This window comes from Roseovarius sp. THAF27, from assembly GCF_009363655.1.
In the GTDB taxonomy this organism is placed as follows: domain Bacteria; phylum Pseudomonadota; class Alphaproteobacteria; order Rhodobacterales; family Rhodobacteraceae; genus Roseovarius.
Genome location: NZ_CP045393.1, coordinates 3,663,886 through 3,679,887 on the forward strand (window position 1 = coordinate 3,663,886; position 16,002 = coordinate 3,679,887).

The window sequence follows — 16,002 nt, forward strand, 5'->3', positions numbered from 1 at the left end:
CCCGGCTCAGATGATCTCGTCCTCGTCGTAAAGCGGGGCGGCCTCCATATGCGCGGCCACGCCCTCGGCGGCATGTTCCGCCCTTGGCGTCTCGGCGATATGAAACAGCGCCTCGCCCTCGTAGACGGCAGGCATGTTCGACCGCCCGATCACGATGCCCACCTCCTCGCAGATCACCTCCCGGTCGGTCTGGCCCATCGGGTCGCTGACAGCACCCAGCACCGTGCCCGGCTCCACCGCATCGCCGATCGCCTTGTAGCCGCGAAAGACACCGCCCACCGGAGCCCGGTACCAGTGCGACGTGTTCGCCACCACCGGCACGCTGCGCCGCTTCGGCACGCCCTTGGACCCGATCATGCCCAGCCGCCGCATCACCCGGAGGCACCCGCTCACCCCGGCCCGCACGGCCAGTTCGTCGAACCGCAGCGCCTCGCCGCCTTCGTACAGTAGGACATCCACGCCCTCGTCCTCGGCGGCCAGCCGCAAGCTGCCCTCGCGCAGCTTCGAGGCCATCATCACCGGCGCGCCGAACGCCTCGCCCAGGGATTTCAAACGCTCGTTGCCCGGCGTCAGCCGGATCTGCGGCAGGTTGGTCCGGTGGATTGCCGCCGAATGCAGGTCGATCCCCACATCCGCACGCCGCACCACCTCTTCCATGAAGATATGCGCCAGCCGCGATGCCATGCTGCCTTCCGCGCCGCCGGGAAAACAGCGGTTCAGGTCGCGCCGGTCCGGCAGATAGCGGGAATGGTTGTGAAAGCCGAACCCGTTGACGATCGGCACCGCCAGCAACGTACCCGCCATGCCCTTCAGGGGCGCCGCCCGCAACAGCCGCCGCACGATCTCGACCCCGATCACCTCGTCGCCATGGATCGCCGCCGAGACGAACAGCACCGGCCCGGGCCGCCGCCCGTGGATCACGTGCACCGCCAGGCTCACCGGCGTATGGTCCGACAGGGTGCTCACCGGCACGTCCACCGTCTTGCGGCTTCCGGGCCTTACCGTCTCGCCCCCGATCCCGAATGCATCACGTTTCGACATGCCCGGCTATGTCGCGCAAAATCCCGGCCCTGTCCATAACCGAAAGGCCGGGCAACCGCCGACGCGCACGGCACAAGGCCGTACCGATCTGCCCGTTCCGTGTTAAAGTGATCCCAAGCGAGGGGCGAAAGAGACCACATGAACGGCACCGTGAAGGGCCTTTACGGCAGCGCGGTCCAAAAAAGTCGCAGGCGGCGACACTGGCGGCAGCGGACACGCTGCGCGACACACCCGGCGCGGTTTTCGCCGCTCGCATGGCCGGCACGGACGACCCCGACCGCTTCGGCTGGGACAGGATCGAGCAAATCCTGCGCGACCAGGGCGCGATCACGTTCCGCATGACCCCGACGGAAGACTGCCCCGAAATCGAGCGCCGCCTGGCCGAGATCGGCTGCACCATAAGCTGGTGGGACGTGTTCGACGGCCCGCGCGACAGTATCCGGGCCGCCTGCGACGATGCGCTCGGTCAGGCGCGCGACGATCTGGTACCGGCCGTGCCATCCGGTCCCGACGATCTTGCGTTCCTCGAAAAGGTGCAGGATTTCATCGCCCGCTGCGGCATCGCGCCCTACCCTGCGCAGGTGCTCCCGGGTCAGACGGGGCCTGCCGCGCTGGCCGTGCTCACCGACCCGGAAGACGGCACCATCGCGGCCACCGCCTTTACCTACTTTCCCTACAACGCCCATGGCCAGCATCACGCCACCGCCTGGGCCGGGCTCGTGGTGGTGCGCGAGGATCAGCGCAAACGCGGCATCGGCGTCCGGGTCAATGCCCTTGCCCTGCGCGCGGCGGTGGACGATCTCGGCGCCGAGCGGGTGCAGCAATTCGCCCGCACCACCAACCTTGCCTCCTGTCGGATGATCGAACGCTGCGGTCTGCGCCTGCGCCGCGACGTGCGCTCCGGCATCGCCCAGCCCGAAGGGGCGCAAAGCTTTACGCGCTGATCGGAATGGCCGCCCGACAGGACCCTCTTCCTCTGGCCGGAAATATCCCGGGGAGGAGGTCGAAACCCCGGTTTCGACCGGAGGGGCAGCGCCCCTCCGACCCAATAATCCGGCGCGGCGCAGCCGCTCCGCTGGATCAACCCGGCAGCTTCGCCATCCGCAGATACGGCAGCACCGTGTTGAACTCCCCGAACTTCGCCTTGGCGTCCTCGTCGCTGACCGTGGCCGGGATCACCACGTCCTGCCCCACGGTCCAGTCGGCCGGCGTCGCCACGCCCTGCCCGGCGCTGGTCTGCAACGCATCGAGCGCGCGCAGCACCTCGCCAAAGTTGCGTCCCACGGTCATCGGGTAGGTCATCGTCAGCTTCAGCTGCTTGTCCGGCCCGATGATGAAGACCGAGCGCACCGTGGCACTGTCGGCGGGCGTGCGGCCATCGGGCAGGTAGGCCTCGGCGGGCAGCATGTCGAAGGCCTTGGACACCTCCAGCCCGTCATCGGCGATAATCGGAAAGCCCGGCTTGGCGCCGCCGGCGGTCTCGATGTCGCCCTTCCATTTCTTGTGGTCTTCCACGCCGTCGACGCTGACCCCGATCACCTTGGTGCCGCGCTTCTCCCACTCGTCGGCCAGCCGCGCGACGGCACCGAACTCGGTGGTACACACCGGCGTGAAATCCTTGGGATGCGAGAACAGGATCGCCCAGCTATCGCCGATCCAGTCATGCAGGCTGAACTCGCCCTGGTCGGTGGTCACTTTCAGGTCGGGAATGGTGTCGTTGATCCGCAGTGCCATGGGGCATCTCCTTCTTTTGCAAATCGAATCCTCGCGCCCAACATAGGAAGGGTTCGCGAAATTAACACCACCCACTTGCGGCAGTCCGCCCCCTATGGTCATCTGTGCGCCAAATGCCCACATATGCGGCTCGGACGAAAGGACTGCGACATGATCGAGAAGAAACAATTCTACATCGACGGCGCCTGGGTCGACCCGGTCGCGGGCACCGACCACCAGGTCATCGACCCCTCGACCGAAGACCCTTGCGCGGTGATCTCATTGGCCGGCGAGGCCGATTGCGACGCCGCCGTCGCCGCCGCCAAGGCCGCCTTCCCCGGCTGGATGGCCACCCCCGTGGCCGAGCGCATGGCCCTGGTCGAGAAACTGCGCGAGATCTACAAATCCCGCGCCGAGGACATGGCCCGCGCCATCAGCATGGAAATGGGCGCCCCCATCGACCTCGCCCGCGCCCAGCAGGTCGGCGCCGGGTCGTCCCACATGGACGCCATCCTCAAGGCCGCATCGGAATTTCACTGGATCGAACCCCTGGGCGATCACGCCCCCAACGATCGCATTATCCACGAGGCCGTTGGCGTCGTCACCATGATCACGCCCTGGAACTGGCCGATGAACCAGATCTCGCTCAAGGTCATCGCCGGTCTGCTCGCAGGCTGCACCATGATCCTCAAACCGTCCGAGGAATCGCCCCTCTCGGCCCTGCTCTTTGCAGAGATGATCGACGAGGCGGGCTTTCCCAAGGGCGTGTTCAACCTGGTCAACGGCGACGGCGCGGGCGCGGGCACCGCGCTCACCGGCCATCCGGACGTCGACATGGTCTCCTTCACCGGCTCCTCGCGCGCCGGGCGGCTAATCTCCAAAAACGCCGCCGACACGCTCAAGCGCGTCAGCCTCGAACTTGGCGGCAAAGGCGCCAACCTGATCTTCGCCGACGCCGACGAAAAGGCCGTCAAGCGCGGCGTTCTGCACTGCATGAACAACACCGGCCAGTCCTGCAACGCGCCCACCCGCATGCTCGTCCAGCGCGACATCTACGACCAGGCCGTCGAGACCGCCGCCGAAACGGCGGGCAAGGTCACCGTCGGCCCCGCGTCCGAGGAAGGCCGCCACATGGGCCCCGTGGTGAACGAGACCCAGTTCAACAAGATCCAGGACCTGATCCAGAAAGGCATCGACGAAGGCGCGCGCCTTGTCACCGGCGGCACCGGCCGCCCCGACGGGCTCAACCGAGGCTTCTACGTCAAACCGACGATCTTCGCCGACGTGAACAACGACATGACCATCGCGCGCGAGGAAATCTTCGGCCCTGTCCTGTCGATCATCCCCTTCGAGACCGAAGAGGACGGCATCCGCATCGCCAACGACACGCCCTATGGCCTGACGAACTATGTCCAGACCCAGGATCCGGCCCGCGCCAACCGCTGCGCCCGCGCCCTGCGCTCGGGCATGGTGGAAATGAACGGCCAAAGCCGGGGCCTCGGCTCGCCCTTCGGCGGCATGAAACAGTCCGGCAACGGCCGCGAAGGCGGCAAATGGGGGCTCGAGGACTTCCTCGAGGTCAAGGCGGTCTCGGGCTGGACCGAAGACGCCTGACGCGGATGGAGATCCACGCCTTCGTGTTGCACCTCGTCCGGGCTTCGGCCCGGCGAGAGAACGCGCAGGCACTGCTGGCCGACGCTCGCGACATCGGCGGCTTCAGGGCCGAGATCTGGCCCGCCGTCGACGGCGGCTCGATGTCCTCCACCGACCTTTCGTCCAGCGTCGGGGCCGCGCTGTTCGAGCCGGGTTACCCGTTTCCCCTCAAGGCGGGCGAGATCGGCTGCACCCTCTCGCACCGCCAAATCTGGGCCGAGCTTCAGAGGCGCGACGCGGGCGCTGCACTGATCCTCGCGGACGACGCCGAGATCGACCCCGACACGTTTCACGCCGCGCTCAGCCTCGCCCGGCCCCATATTGAACGGCTTGGCTACATCCAGTTCCAGACCAATGCCCCGAAAGGCCCCTCGCATCTCGTCGACACGTTCCGCGACTGCCGCCTCGTGGTGCCGCAACAGGCCGGGCTGCGCGCCACCGGCCAGATGGTCAGCCGCGCCGCCGCCGCACGGCTGCTGGCGCTGTCCGACCCTTTCGACCGACCCGTCGATGCCTTCGTCCAGTCCCACTGGCACACCGGCCTGCGCCCGGCGATGATCTACCCCTCGGGCCTTGCCGATATCGGGCCAGAGATCGACGACCCTGCCGCCCGGCCGGGCGATCCCTCCTGGACCGAAAAGCTCGTGCGCGAATTCCACGGCGCCCGCTACCGCACGGCGGTCTCGCGCCTGTCGCGCCGCAGCGCCGCGCCCGCCAATGGCGGCTTCGCGGCGGACGGTGACTGGGCAGGCTGACCGCATCATCCCCCCGCCTCTCGGGTGGCGCCCGCAACCGGATCCTCCGATATACCGCCGTCCCGACGGCTGGATGCGCGACGGGGTCTGGCAGCCTTCCGCACATCGCACCGCGAAAAACCGCCCGACACTTCCGTAGGGTGGGGTTCCACCCCACCTTCCCCCCCACGCTGAAACCCACTAAACACCCCCCATGAACACCATCCCCGATATCGCGCAGGCCGTCTTCGTGCCCGAGACCGTGCACAAGCGCGATATCTTTTCCGAGACCATCTCCGGCCACCTCGAAGGCCACCCCGACATCGCCGTCGTCCTGCGCAAGCTCGACACGGTGCCGCTCTACGCCCGCCCTCTCTCGCGCTGGCTGGCTGCGCGCGAAACCCGCGGCCTGCGCGCCGTGCAGGGGATCGAAGGCTGCCCCACCCTCATCCGCGCCGACCACGTGGGCCTATTGCGCAGCTGGACCAAGGGCACGCCTTTGCAACTGGCCAAGCCCACCGATCCGACCTGGTACCGGGACGCCAGGCGCCTCTTGCGCGAAATGCGCCGCGCGGGCGTCACCCATAACGACATCGCCAAGCCGCAGAACTGGCTGATGACGCCCGAGGGCCGTGCCGCCGTCATCGACTTCCAGCTCGCCTCGGTCCATCCCCGGCGTGGCAAGCTCTTCCGTCTCAAGGCCCGCGAGGACCTGCGCCACCTGCTGAAACAGAAACGCGCCTACGCGCCGCATCTGCTCACCCCGTCAGAGCACCGGATGCTGGCACAGAAATCCCTGCCTTCCCGCGTCTGGATGGCCACCGGCAAACGGCTCTACAATTTCATCACCCGTCGCCTGATGAACTGGTCCGACGGCGAAGGCACCGAGGACCGCATGGAACGTGACGGCCCTGCCCTGCGCAAGGCCCTGCTCGCTCATCCGCAGATCACCGACGTGGCGCTCTGCACCTTCGCCCTGCCCGCCAAGGGCGTCGGCCTCTATGCGTTCGTCGAAACGCCGCTCACCGCGTCCGAGGTCACGAAACTGGCCCCCGCGCCAAAACCCGAACACATTCAGACCGTCACCGCACTCCCCCGCCATCCCGACGGCGCCCCACGGCTCGACGCGCTCACGCTCATTGCCACCAACCGGCTCGACGAACTCGAACAGCTACAGGTCGACGATCCCCACCTTGCCGCCACGCTGAAACCCATCATCGCGCACCGCCTCAACCTCACCGACCGCGTGCTGCGCGCCTGAGTTTCACGCACCACGCGTTCTAGAACGGCGCCTTCTGACGAAACACCATCCCCGCCCCGCCATCGGGATGCCGCAGCCGCAACTCCTCGGAATGCAGCATCAGCCGTTCATGCTCCAGACCCGCGCCCTCGGCATAGAACGGGTCCCCCAAAATCGGATGGCCCAAGGCCTGCATATGCACGCGCAACTGGTGGCTGCGCCCGGTCTTCGGCATCAGCCGCATCCGGGTCTCGCCCTCGCCATATCTCTGCACGCGCCAGTCCGTCACCGCGGCCTTGCCGGTCTCATGGCACACTTTCTGCCGCGGCCGGTTCGGCCAGTCCACGATCAGCGGCAGGTCCACCGTCCCGGTCCGCTCCTCCACCCGGCCCCAGACCCGCGCCACGTAGATCTTCTTCACCTGCCGCTTCTCGAATTGCAGGCCAAGGTGCCGCTGCGCATGGGGCGACAGCGCAAAGACCATCACGCCGGACGTGTCCCGGTCCAGCCGATGCACCAGCAGCGCCATGGGAAACGCCTCCTGCACACGCGCCAGCAGGCAATCGGCAAGGTGCGCCCACTTGCCCGGCACGCTCAGCAGGCCGGGCGGCTTGGCCACCACCAGGATCTCGTGATCCTCGTGCAGCACCTCCAGCGGGGTCATCGGCGGGTCGTAATCGGACATGGGCGCCGCATACACCAGCCCTGCCCGCCACGCCAGCCCGGCCCACGGCACCAGACGCCTGCACCGTTCCCCTGAGCGTCCCGCCGAACGGGTGCCGAGCGATAACGTCCCAAGGCAGAAAAATACTCAAAAACTGCCTGCACGCAGGTCAGCGACCAAGGCTCTCCTACGAAACCGATGCCGCATCGACGGCGTCCCGAACCGTCCGGAAAATTCCTGTCAACGCGTCCATTGCGATCCCGCCGAAGGCAAGCCGCAACGCCTGTGGCGCTGCGACAGTGGTTGCGAAAGGTCCTGCGCCGGACGCAGAAATTCCGTGCGCCTTCAGCCGTGTGACGATCGGTTCGGCGCGAACGCCCTTTTCAAGCGACAACCAGGCGAAGCCCGCGTTGCGATGCGACAGAACCGAGGAACCGCCAAGAACCGTCCGGCAGAGCCGCTGGCGCTCTGCGCCATCCCGCCGCCGGGTGGCTTCGGATTTGGCAAGCGTGCCGTCCTCCACCCAGCCCGTGACCAAGCCGGATATCAACGCCGGGGCGTTCCAGGTCGTCGCCCTGATCGCTTCTAGCAATCCGTCCGTGTGGCTCTCGGGTGCGACCAGGTAGCCCAGACGCAACCCTGTCGAAAGGCTCTTGGAAAAGCTACCGACATAAACCGTTCGTTCCGGTGCAAGCGCGAAGAGGCTGGGCGGAGGGTCCGGTTCCAGGAATGCATAGGCCGCGTCCTCGATGAGCAACAGGTCGTGCGCGCGCGCGATCTCGATCAGGTGCAGGCGCGTTGCCTCGTCCATGACGGCCCCCAATGGGTTGTGAACCGTCGGCATCAGGTAGACCGCCCGCACCTTGCGCGCGCGACACTGCCGTTCCAGGTCGTCCGGGTCCATCACGCCATGTCGCCCCTCGACCGGAACAAGATCCAGCCCCTGCAATGCCGCGACGGACTTGAAGCCGGGATATGTCAGAGTGTCGGTTGCGACCCTGTCGCCGCTCCGAAGAAGACCGAGCGCGACCGTCGCCAGCCCATGCTGCCCGCCCGACGTGACCAGAAGACAGTCGGGGTCGATGGGGCCAAGGGTTCCGGCAAGGCTTTCGGCAATGATCCGGCGCTCGTGCGCCCGGCCGCCGTGAGGTTGATACCGCAGCATCGCCTCAAGGTCGCCCGCCGCCGCAAGCCGCCGCAGGCCCGCCCGCAACATATCCGCATCGCCCGCGTTCCCCGGCATGTTGAAGACAAGATCGACGAGTCCATCGCTGGCCGTCTGCCGGACCCCCAGCGCGGGCGGCAGCCCGACATCGCGCACGAACGTGCCGCGACCGGCTTCGCCGACGATCAGGCCTCTGCGTTCGACCTCGCTGTAAACACGCGTCGCCGTGGCCAGGGCCACGCTGAACTGTTCGGCAAAGGCGCGATGGGTCGGCAGCTTCGTGCCCGGGGCCAGCTTGCCCTCCTCGATCGCCGTCGAGAGCATGTCGGCAAGGTGGATGTATCGCGCCCTCTTCATCGCCTCACTGTATCTAGTACAATAGAAAAATTGTCCTACGACATTCATCGTGCCATGCCGGTCTGAAGTCAATCTTCGAGGTCCGCGCCCCATGTCCAGGCTCATCCCGGTTTCGCTGCTCGCTCTCGGGCTCTTCACGGTGACGTTCGCCGTCAACCTTCAGGCTCCGCTCTACGAGGTCTACGCGGCCCAAAGCGATGTCGGGGCCACGGCGGTGACGGTCGCGTTCGCGGCCTATGTCGGTGGTCTCCTGCCGACGCTGTTGCTGATCGGCGGGCTGTCGGACCGCATCGGCAGACGGGTCCCGATTGCGCTGGCGTTGATCCTGGGCACCGTGGCAACGGCGCTTCTCGTACAGGTGCCAAGCTGGGCAAGTCTTGTCGTCGCGCGCGTCCTGCTCGGGATCGGGACGGGTCTGGCGACAACCGCCGGGACGGCCTACATGACGGAAATTCTCGGCGCGAGCCGTGCAAGGAACGCCGCCCTTGTCGTGACCTCCGCCACATCGCTCGGCTTTGGCGGCGGCGCTCTGGCAACGGGGATCAGCCTCGGGGTGCAGGGGCCGACGCTCCTGCCTGCCAGCTATATCGTCCTGTTCGTGGCGGCTCCGGTCCTCGCCCTGATCGCCCTCGGACTTCCCCGGATCGATAAGCCCCGCCCCGTGTCGCTCCTGCGCCTGCCGGTATTCCCCTCCGGCACTTGGGTCTTCGGTGCCGCAATGGCATTGGCCTGGTCCACGACCGGCATGACCATCGCTGTCATTCCGCTGGAGCTTGCCGCGAACGATCTCGGCGGGTGGACGGGCCTCGTCATCTTCCTGGCGATCTTCATGGGGTTCCTGTGCCAACCGATGGCCCGGCGCATGACCAACGACCGCGCGCTTGCCCTCGGGTTCGTCCTCATCCCGCTCGGCTTTCTCGTCCTCCTGGTCGGTGTGTGGCTGAAGGTTCTGACATTCGTTCTCGTCGGCACCTGTATCACCAGCGCCGCAAGCTATGGCTTCACCTACCTCGCGGCCCTGGCAGAAGTGTCGTTGCGTGCGCCGGACGACCGGGCAAGGGCAACGGCGGGCCTGTTCGTCTATGCCTATTTCGGCTTTTCGCTTCCGGTGATCGCCAGCGGCGCCCTGGCCGACATGCTGGGCCTTCTGTCCGCACTGGTGACCTTCGCAGCCGTTCAGATCACGGTCACCGCGATCATCGTGCTGACGTGGAAACGACGCGCCGTTCCGCCCGCCGCCGCCTTCGATGCCGGATAGCGCGACGACCGACGCAGAGAACGCAAAGCGGACGCGCGCCGGATCAGGAAGCCGTCAAAAGTCGGCTTCGAATATCCATGGCCCAACCCCCAACTCCATTACCTTCGGGTGTGCCTCGGTGCGTTCGCACCCTAATGCTCCGGCGCTTTCTCCAACACCAGGAACGTCATCATGCCAAGGGGGGGCAATGGTCTTTGCACGTCCACCCTGAGACACTCCGACCCAAGCACGGTTTCGATCTCGAAATCGGAATGCCAGCCGATCACGTTGGCCACCGGCGCCAGCACCCGCTCCAGAACGGAAAGCGCGCCTGTCTTGCGCACGAAATGGTTCGTGATCACCACTTTGCCGCCCGGTTTGCAGACCCGGCCGATTTCGCGCATCACGCGCTCGGGCTCGGGGACGACCGACAGCACATGCATCGCTGCGACCGTGTCGAAGTGATTGTCCGGGAAATCGAGGTTACGGGCATCCATTTGCCGCAACTCCCTTACATGACCCAGATTCAGGCGCTCCACCTTGTCGCGCGCCTTGGCGAGCATGTCCTCGCTGAAATCTATGCCGCTGACCTGCGTCTCAGGGCCGTAATGCTCGAGCGAAAGACCCGTGCCCACGCCCACTTCAAGAACGCTCCCGGAGCGCGCGTTGATATAATCGACGGCACGCTTCCGGCCGACATTCGTCACCGCTCCGAATGTCCTGTCGTAGATTGGGGCCCACCGCGCGTAGGACGTTTTGACGGCCTCGATATCCATGCGTTCTCCTTACTTTCTGAGGTCTCTCGCCTTGCGGACCGCGGACCATCCCACCGTAATCAGATAGCACGCGGACAGCACGAACAGCGCAATCCAGGTGAACGTAAAGAAAGCGGCCCCGGCCAGGACAACGCCGACGAGGAAGAACTTCACGTTCGCCCGCGAGATCGTCACGCCCTTGAGCGACATCGTCGGCACGGCGCTGATCATCAACAGGCCCACGAAAACCATGTAGATGCAGATGGCAAGGCCCGGCAGCTTGTCGTTCTGGAACGCAAACGACAGGTACAGCGGCATCATGACCACCACCGCGCCCGCCGGCGACGGAACCCCCGAAAAGTGGGTGGCCGACCCGGCCGCATCCTCCGACTTGTGGTCGACATTGAAACGGGCCAGCCGGATCACGCAGCAGACCGAGAAGAAAAGCACGAATATCCACGCCACGCTGCGGATGTCCTGCAAGCCCCAGAAATACAAGATCAGCGGCGGCGCGATTCCGAAGTTCAGGAAATCCGCGAGCGAATCGAGCTCAGCGCCGATCTTGCTGTCGCTTCGCAGCAAACGCGCGACCCGGCCGTCGACGCCATCCAGCACACAGGCCAGCAGCACCAGTTGCACCGCGAACATGTAATCCGCCTGAACCGCGAACCGGATCGACGTCATGCCCGCGCAGATCGCGGCAAGCGTGATCAGGTTGGGCAGCAACTGGACAAGCGCGGCTTCGTTTCTGTTCCTGCCGGCGCGGTCCCGCGGGGTCTGGTTATCTCGTGGCATCGGGCAAGGTGAGGTCGGCCAATACTGTTTCTCCGGCAACCATGGTCTGCCCCACATGAACCAGGGGCACAACCCCGTCGGGCAGATAGACATCCAGCCTCGAGCCGAACCGGATCAGCCCGAACCTTTCCGAGGTCGACAGCGTGTCGCCTTCCTTGACGAAACACACGATCCGCCGCGCCACCAACCCCGCAATCTGCACGACGGCAATATCCCGCCCGTCCGGCATCGCGATTCGCAGGCTGTTGCGTTCGTTGTCCGCGCTGGCCTTGTCCAACGAGGCATTGAAGAACTTGCCCGGCCGATAGGCGACCGCTTCGATTCGGCCTCCGACGGGCATCCGGTTCACATGGCAGTTGAATACGCTCATGAAGACGCTGATGCGGGTCAACGCCTCGCCGGACATCCCAAGCTCTTCGGGGGGAACCGCTTTCTCGATCAACGAGACGATGCCATCCGCCGGGCTGACGATGACCCCGCTTCGCGACGGCGGCACACGCTCGGGGTCGCGGAAGAAGTAATAACACCAGACCGTAAGCCCGACGCCGATCCACCCCAGGATGTCGGCCACGAGAAACAACAGGAGGGTCGCACCGGCAAAGATCGCAACGAACTTTCTGCCTTCCGGATGCATCGGCTTGATGAATGTATCGAGCATTCGCATGGAGATTTTCCGTCGCCGCTGAGTGGTGCTGCGTTATGAAGCCCGGCCGCCACAACTGCAAGTGCAAGAGCAGGTCCCGGCTGGATTTGACCGGCTCACGAAACTGCGCCTCGACGCGTAGATGGCCCTTCTACGACCCTCGGGATGCAGCACGGCCATGGATAGAAACAGGGAAACCTCGAATCCTTCTCACAAACACTTGTAAAAACTCATTTTTCAGACCTGGCAACACTTCCGCCGAAGGCTCCGGCATCCGTCCCGGGCGACACGGCATCCAATGCGGCGCTCTGCCGCTTCGACGGATCGCCCCGATCCACCGAGGCGGAAGGCGTCAGCAGATCGCGCAACAGGGCCAGCGGATGCGCCTTCAGCGACAACCGCATCGAGACGTAATCCTCCACCACCTCCTCGCCCGTCGTCATGGCGGGCAGGTGAACGGCAGGCTCGAACACCGCCTCGCCCTCCATGTCCCCGGCAAAGAGCGGCAGCGCCTCCTTGCCCACCATCGCGTGGGTTTCCCACAGCGCCCCGCGCCGCGCCACGTCGATGCTGGCGAACGCATCCGCTTCGGCCAGCCGCGTCATCACCTCGGGCGCCACGCCCGCCCGCCGCCACACGTCGCTCACCTCGCGGTACCCGTTGCCCCGCGCCGCGGTGATCCAGTGGGCGTCCTCCTCCACCATCCCCTTGACCTGCCGGAACCCCAGCCGCAGGGCCAGCCCGCCCGCCTCGTCCGGCTCCATCGCGTTGTCCCAATAGCTGGCGTTGATGCAGACCGGCCGCACCTCGACGCCATGTTCGCGCGCGTCCCGCACGATCTGCGCCGGCGCGTAAAACCCCATCGGCTGCGCATTCAACAGCGCACAGGCGAATATCCCCGGATGGTGCCGCTTGACCCATGCACTGGCATAGACCAGCAGCGCAAAGCTCGCCGCATGGCTTTCCGGGAAACCATAGCTGCCGAACCCCTCGATCTGGCTGAAACACCGTTCGGCGAACTCCATGTCATAGCCATTGGCCCGCATCCCCTTCAGGAACCGCGTGCGGAACGCGCTGATATTCCCGTGTTTCTTGAATGTCGCCAGCGACCGGCGCAGCCGGTCCGCCTCGTCCGGCGTGAACCCGGCCCCGATGATGGCGATCTGCATGGCCTGTTCCTGAAAGAGCGGCACGCCCAGCGTCTTGCCCAGCACCCGGCCCAGCTCGTCGGATGGAAATTCCACCGTCTCCTCGCCGTTCCGCCGCCGGATATAGGGATGCACCATGTCGCCCTGGATCGGCCCGGGCCGGATGATCGCCACCTCGATCACCAGGTCGTAAAAGCATCTCGGCCGCATCCGGGGCAGGAAATTCATCTGCGCGCGCGACTCCACCTGGAACACCCCGATCGTGTCCGCCTCGCACAGCATGTCATAGACCTTCGGGTCCTCCGGCGGCAGCGAGGCCAGCGTATGTTCCTGCCCGTGATGCTGTTCGATCAGGTCGAACGCCTTGCGCAGGCAGCTCAGCATCCCCAGCGCCAGCACGTCGACCTTCAGGATGCCCAGCGCGTCGATATCGTCCTTGTCCCAGCAAATCACAGTACGGCCTTCCATCGTGGCGTTCTCGATGGGCACCAGCTCGTCCAGCCGCCCCTCGGTGATGACGAACCCGCCAACATGCTGGCTCAGGTGCCGCGGAAACCCCTCGATTTCGCGCACCAATTCCATCGTCTGGCGCAGGCGCCGGTCATCGGGGTCCAGCCCGATCTCGCGCATCCGCTCCCGCTCGACCTGCCCCGAGGAGGAAAAGAACCCCCACAATTGCGACGAAAGCGCCCCTACCGTGTCCTGGCTCAGCCCCATCGCCGCGCCCACCTCGCGGATGGCCCGCTTGCCCCGGTAATGAATGACCGTCGCGCACAGCCCGGCGCGGTGCCGGCCATAGCGCTCATAGATATGCTGGATCACCTCCTCACGCCGCTCATGCTCGAAATCCACGTCGATATCGGGCGGCTCGTTGCGCGCCTCGCTGACGAAGCGTTCGAACACCATCGTCCCGGTTTCCGGACTGACCGAGGTGACGCCCAGGCAATAGCACACCACCGAATTGGCCGCCGACCCGCGCCCCTGGCACAGGATGCCGCGCGACCGCGCAAAGGCCACCACGTCGCGCACTGTCAGGAAATAGGGCTCGTACTTCAGCTTGGCGATCAGGCTCAGCTCGTGCTCGATCATCCCCCGCACCCGCTCCGGCGCGCCGTCGGGATAGCGCCAGCGCAGCCCTTCCATCGCCAGCCGCCGCAGCCTTTGCGCCGCCGTTTCCCCCTGCGACACCTCGCTGGGATACTCGTACCGCAGCTCATCGAGCGAGAACCGCAGCCGCGCCGCGACGTCGCCGGTGCGCCGTACCGCATCCTCGTGCCCCGCGAACAGCCGCAGCATCTCGGGCCCCGACCGCAGCCGCTGCTCGCCATTGGCCAGGGCCGCGCGGCCCAACTCGTCCACCCGCCGCCCCTGCCTTATCGCGGTCAGCACATCCGCCAGCCGCCGCCGCCGCGCATGGTGCATCGCGGGCAGGGCCGAGGCGACGGGCTCCAGCCCCAACTCCGCTGCCAGCCCCGCCAGCCGGTCAAACCGCGCCGCATCCTGCCCGTCATAGCGCGGCGCCATCAGCAGGTAGCACTGCCCACCAACACCCTTCACCAGCCGCCCCGCGTGACGCTTCCAATCCCGCAACGCCCCCTCGGGCGGATGCAGCAACAGCACGATCTCCTCCATACCCTCCAGCAGGTCCTCCAGCCGCAGGTCGCATTCGCCTTTCTCGACGCGCAACCGCCCGACGCTGATCAGCCGGCTCAGCCGCCCCCAACCTTGCCGCGTCTCGGGCAGGGCGGTCAGCACAAGCCCCTCGCGCAGCACCAGCCGGGCGGCGGGATAGAAGCGTGGCACATGCGCCCACTCGGGCGCGCGCGGCTCCGGCGCGGGCGGGCCGATGGGACCGTCGCGCGCCTCGATCCGTTCCCGCTCGGCCACGAGCCGTGCAATCTCGCGCACCGCCGCATGGGCACGCACGACGCCCGCGACCGAGTTCTCGTCGGCAATCACCAGCCCCGCCAGACCCAGCTCCGCCGCCCGCGCCACGTATTCCTCGGCGTGCGACGCCCCGGTCAGGAAGGTGAAGTTGGAGGTGATCGACAATTCGGTGAACATGGCAGGCCCCGATGATATTCACCTTTTGTTCTCATTTCGAGTCCGAATCGTAGGGTGGGTGACAACCCACGCGCGCCCCTTTAGGAAGCCGCGCATCGCCGGGCCGCGGTACGGCGATCAACAGTCGTTCTGCGCGCTTTATGCCAGCCATATCCGTAAAAACTTCAAGCGGGGCGCCAAGTCCAGCCAAATCGCCGTGCCGTGAGGGCGGCCCGTCGATGCGCGGCGGCCTACGGCCTTGATTCCGCGCGGCCCATACCATCCCGTCACGGACCCGATCCGGGACCTCGTAGGGTGGGTGAAAACCCACGCGTCCCCCTCACTTCAGCGGCACACACTCCAACCCGCCCATGCAGGTCTCCACCTGCTGCACCTGCGCGGGCGACGGCTCGGAAAAGGCCCAACTGCCGCAAGGGTTGGCCACCATCACCAGCTTCCGACCATGCTTTTCCAAGAAAACAAGGTACTCCACCCCCGACTGCGCCCCGCCACACCAAGGGCCAAAACACTGCACTTCCAACGTGATGTCCCGCGCAAACGGCGTCGTGAAACCGGCCCGCGACAGCGATGTCCCCTCTAGCCGCGCCGGAATCGCCACGGTCCGCCGGTCCTGATTGGTGCCGTCGTTCTCCGGCAACCGCGCCTCGTCGAACCGCAACTCCCCGGTCACGACGACATAGGCCTGCTCCGCCTCCGACGCCTGGCTGTAAGTCCGCGCCACGTCCGGCCGCAAACACGACAGCGCCAGTGCCGGCCCGGCGGCCAGAACAAAGACCATGCTCATAAAAAACAT

At 66.2% G+C, this 16,002-nt stretch carries 15 protein-coding genes; 6 read left to right on the forward strand and 9 right to left on the reverse strand.

Annotated elements, in window-relative coordinates; genetic code table 11:
* Positions 1–6 precede the first annotated feature (6 nt).
* The gene (locus FIU89_RS18175) at positions 7–1,041 is read right to left on the reverse strand and encodes a succinylglutamate desuccinylase/aspartoacylase family protein (RefSeq protein WP_152493894.1); all 1,035 of its coding nucleotides are present in this window, start codon (positions 1,039–1,041) and stop codon (positions 7–9) included.
* Between the two features lie 254 nt (positions 1,042–1,295).
* Between FIU89_RS18175 and FIU89_RS18180 the strand changes: the two genes are divergently transcribed.
* On the forward strand, positions 1,296–1,985 hold the full coding sequence (locus tag FIU89_RS18180) for a GNAT family N-acetyltransferase (protein ID WP_172978163.1): 690 nt from the start codon (positions 1,296–1,298) through the stop codon (positions 1,983–1,985).
* 136 nt (positions 1,986–2,121) lie between these two features.
* On the opposite strand, the gene FIU89_RS18185 is transcribed toward FIU89_RS18180, so the two are convergent.
* Positions 2,122–2,775 (reverse strand): peroxiredoxin, encoded by a 654-nt coding sequence (locus tag FIU89_RS18185; protein WP_152493896.1) that lies wholly within the window; start codon positions 2,773–2,775, stop codon positions 2,122–2,124.
* Between the two features lie 150 nt (positions 2,776–2,925).
* Here FIU89_RS18185 and FIU89_RS18190 point away from each other — a divergent pair, with 150 nt between their 5' ends.
* The 3 genes from FIU89_RS18190 (at position 2,926) to FIU89_RS18200 (ending at position 6,402) form a co-directional block, all read left to right on the forward strand.
* On the forward strand, positions 2,926–4,368 hold the full coding sequence (locus FIU89_RS18190) for an aldehyde dehydrogenase family protein (RefSeq protein WP_152493897.1): 1,443 nt from the start codon (positions 2,926–2,928) through the stop codon (positions 4,366–4,368).
* A 5-nt stretch (positions 4,369–4,373) separates the two neighbouring features.
* Complete coding sequence (locus FIU89_RS18195) at positions 4,374–5,162, forward strand: glycosyltransferase family 25 protein (protein ID WP_152493898.1); 789 nt, start codon at positions 4,374–4,376, stop codon at positions 5,160–5,162.
* A 193-nt stretch (positions 5,163–5,355) separates the two neighbouring features.
* On the forward strand, positions 5,356–6,402 hold the full coding sequence (locus tag FIU89_RS18200) for a serine/threonine protein kinase (RefSeq protein WP_152493899.1): 1,047 nt from the start codon (positions 5,356–5,358) through the stop codon (positions 6,400–6,402).
* Between the two features lie 19 nt (positions 6,403–6,421).
* On the opposite strand, the gene FIU89_RS18205 is transcribed toward FIU89_RS18200, so the two are convergent.
* Positions 6,422–7,066, reverse strand: a complete 645-nt coding sequence (locus tag FIU89_RS18205; RefSeq protein ID WP_152493900.1) for a pseudouridine synthase — start codon at positions 7,064–7,066, stop codon at positions 6,422–6,424.
* Positions 7,067–7,232: 166 nt separating this feature from the next.
* Positions 7,233–8,567 carry a PLP-dependent aminotransferase family protein gene (locus FIU89_RS18210; protein ID WP_152493901.1) on the reverse strand — a complete coding sequence of 445 codons (1,335 nt, stop codon included), beginning with the start codon at positions 8,565–8,567 and terminating at the stop codon, positions 7,233–7,235.
* A 91-nt stretch (positions 8,568–8,658) separates the two neighbouring features.
* Here FIU89_RS18210 and FIU89_RS18215 point away from each other — a divergent pair, with 91 nt between their 5' ends.
* Positions 8,659–9,825 (forward strand): MFS transporter, encoded by a 1,167-nt coding sequence (locus tag FIU89_RS18215; RefSeq protein WP_152493902.1) that lies wholly within the window; start codon positions 8,659–8,661, stop codon positions 9,823–9,825.
* Between the two features lie 131 nt (positions 9,826–9,956).
* Here FIU89_RS18215 and FIU89_RS18220 read toward each other — a convergent pair whose 3' ends face one another.
* The 4 genes from FIU89_RS18220 to FIU89_RS18235 form a co-directional block, all read right to left on the reverse strand.
* Entirely contained in the window at positions 9,957–10,580 is a 624-nt protein-coding gene (locus FIU89_RS18220) for a class I SAM-dependent methyltransferase (RefSeq protein ID WP_152493903.1), read from the reverse strand.
* 9 nt (positions 10,581–10,589) lie between these two features.
* The gene (pssA, locus tag FIU89_RS18225; RefSeq protein WP_152493904.1) at positions 10,590–11,354 is read right to left on the reverse strand and encodes a CDP-diacylglycerol--serine O-phosphatidyltransferase; all 765 of its coding nucleotides are present in this window, start codon (positions 11,352–11,354) and stop codon (positions 10,590–10,592) included.
* Positions 11,341–12,018, reverse strand: a complete 678-nt coding sequence (locus tag FIU89_RS18230) for a phosphatidylserine decarboxylase (RefSeq protein ID WP_152493905.1) — start codon at positions 12,016–12,018, stop codon at positions 11,341–11,343. Before FIU89_RS18230 ends, pssA begins: the two co-directional genes overlap by 14 nt.
* A 209-nt stretch (positions 12,019–12,227) precedes the next feature.
* A complete protein-coding gene (locus FIU89_RS18235; RefSeq protein ID WP_152493906.1) occupies positions 12,228–15,209 on the reverse strand; it encodes an error-prone DNA polymerase in 2,982 nt (993 codons plus the stop codon).
* Here FIU89_RS18235 and FIU89_RS18240 point away from each other — a divergent pair.
* Positions 15,181–15,414, forward strand: coding sequence for a hypothetical protein (locus FIU89_RS18240; protein WP_152493907.1), 234 nt, complete (start codon positions 15,181–15,183; stop codon positions 15,412–15,414). The two genes, FIU89_RS18235 and FIU89_RS18240, sit on opposite strands and share 29 nt — an antisense overlap.
* A gap of 114 nt (positions 15,415–15,528) precedes the next feature.
* Here the strand turns inward: FIU89_RS18240 and FIU89_RS18245 are convergent, their stop codons facing one another.
* On the reverse strand, positions 15,529–15,993 hold the full coding sequence (locus FIU89_RS18245) for a hypothetical protein (protein WP_254701732.1): 465 nt from the start codon (positions 15,991–15,993) through the stop codon (positions 15,529–15,531).
* Positions 15,994–16,002 lie beyond the last annotated feature (9 nt).

Coding starts and splice junctions, on each gene's coding strand:
- FIU89_RS18200 (WP_152493899.1), top strand. CDS start 5,356: ATGAACACCATCCCCGATATCGCGCAGGCCGTCTTCGTGCCCGAGACC.
- FIU89_RS18235 (WP_152493906.1), bottom strand. CDS start 15,209: ATGTTCACCGAATTGTCGATCACCTCCAACTTCACCTTCCTGACCGGG.
- pssA (WP_152493904.1), bottom strand. CDS start 11,354: ATGCCACGAGATAACCAGACCCCGCGGGACCGCGCCGGCAGGAACAGA.
- FIU89_RS18195 (WP_152493898.1), top strand. CDS start 4,374: ATGGAGATCCACGCCTTCGTGTTGCACCTCGTCCGGGCTTCGGCCCGG.
- FIU89_RS18185 (WP_152493896.1), bottom strand. CDS start 2,775: ATGGCACTGCGGATCAACGACACCATTCCCGACCTGAAAGTGACCACC.
- FIU89_RS18180 (WP_172978163.1), top strand. CDS start 1,296: ATGGCCGGCACGGACGACCCCGACCGCTTCGGCTGGGACAGGATCGAG.
- FIU89_RS18190 (WP_152493897.1), top strand. CDS start 2,926: ATGATCGAGAAGAAACAATTCTACATCGACGGCGCCTGGGTCGACCCG.
- FIU89_RS18220 (WP_152493903.1), bottom strand. CDS start 10,580: ATGGATATCGAGGCCGTCAAAACGTCCTACGCGCGGTGGGCCCCAATC.
- FIU89_RS18245 (WP_254701732.1), bottom strand. CDS start 15,993: ATGAGCATGGTCTTTGTTCTGGCCGCCGGGCCGGCACTGGCGCTGTCG.
- FIU89_RS18215 (WP_152493902.1), top strand. CDS start 8,659: ATGTCCAGGCTCATCCCGGTTTCGCTGCTCGCTCTCGGGCTCTTCACG.
- FIU89_RS18230 (WP_152493905.1), bottom strand. CDS start 12,018: ATGCGAATGCTCGATACATTCATCAAGCCGATGCATCCGGAAGGCAGA.
- FIU89_RS18210 (WP_152493901.1), bottom strand. CDS start 8,567: ATGAAGAGGGCGCGATACATCCACCTTGCCGACATGCTCTCGACGGCG.
- FIU89_RS18175 (WP_152493894.1), bottom strand. CDS start 1,041: ATGTCGAAACGTGATGCATTCGGGATCGGGGGCGAGACGGTAAGGCCC.
- FIU89_RS18205 (WP_152493900.1), bottom strand. CDS start 7,066: ATGTCCGATTACGACCCGCCGATGACCCCGCTGGAGGTGCTGCACGAG.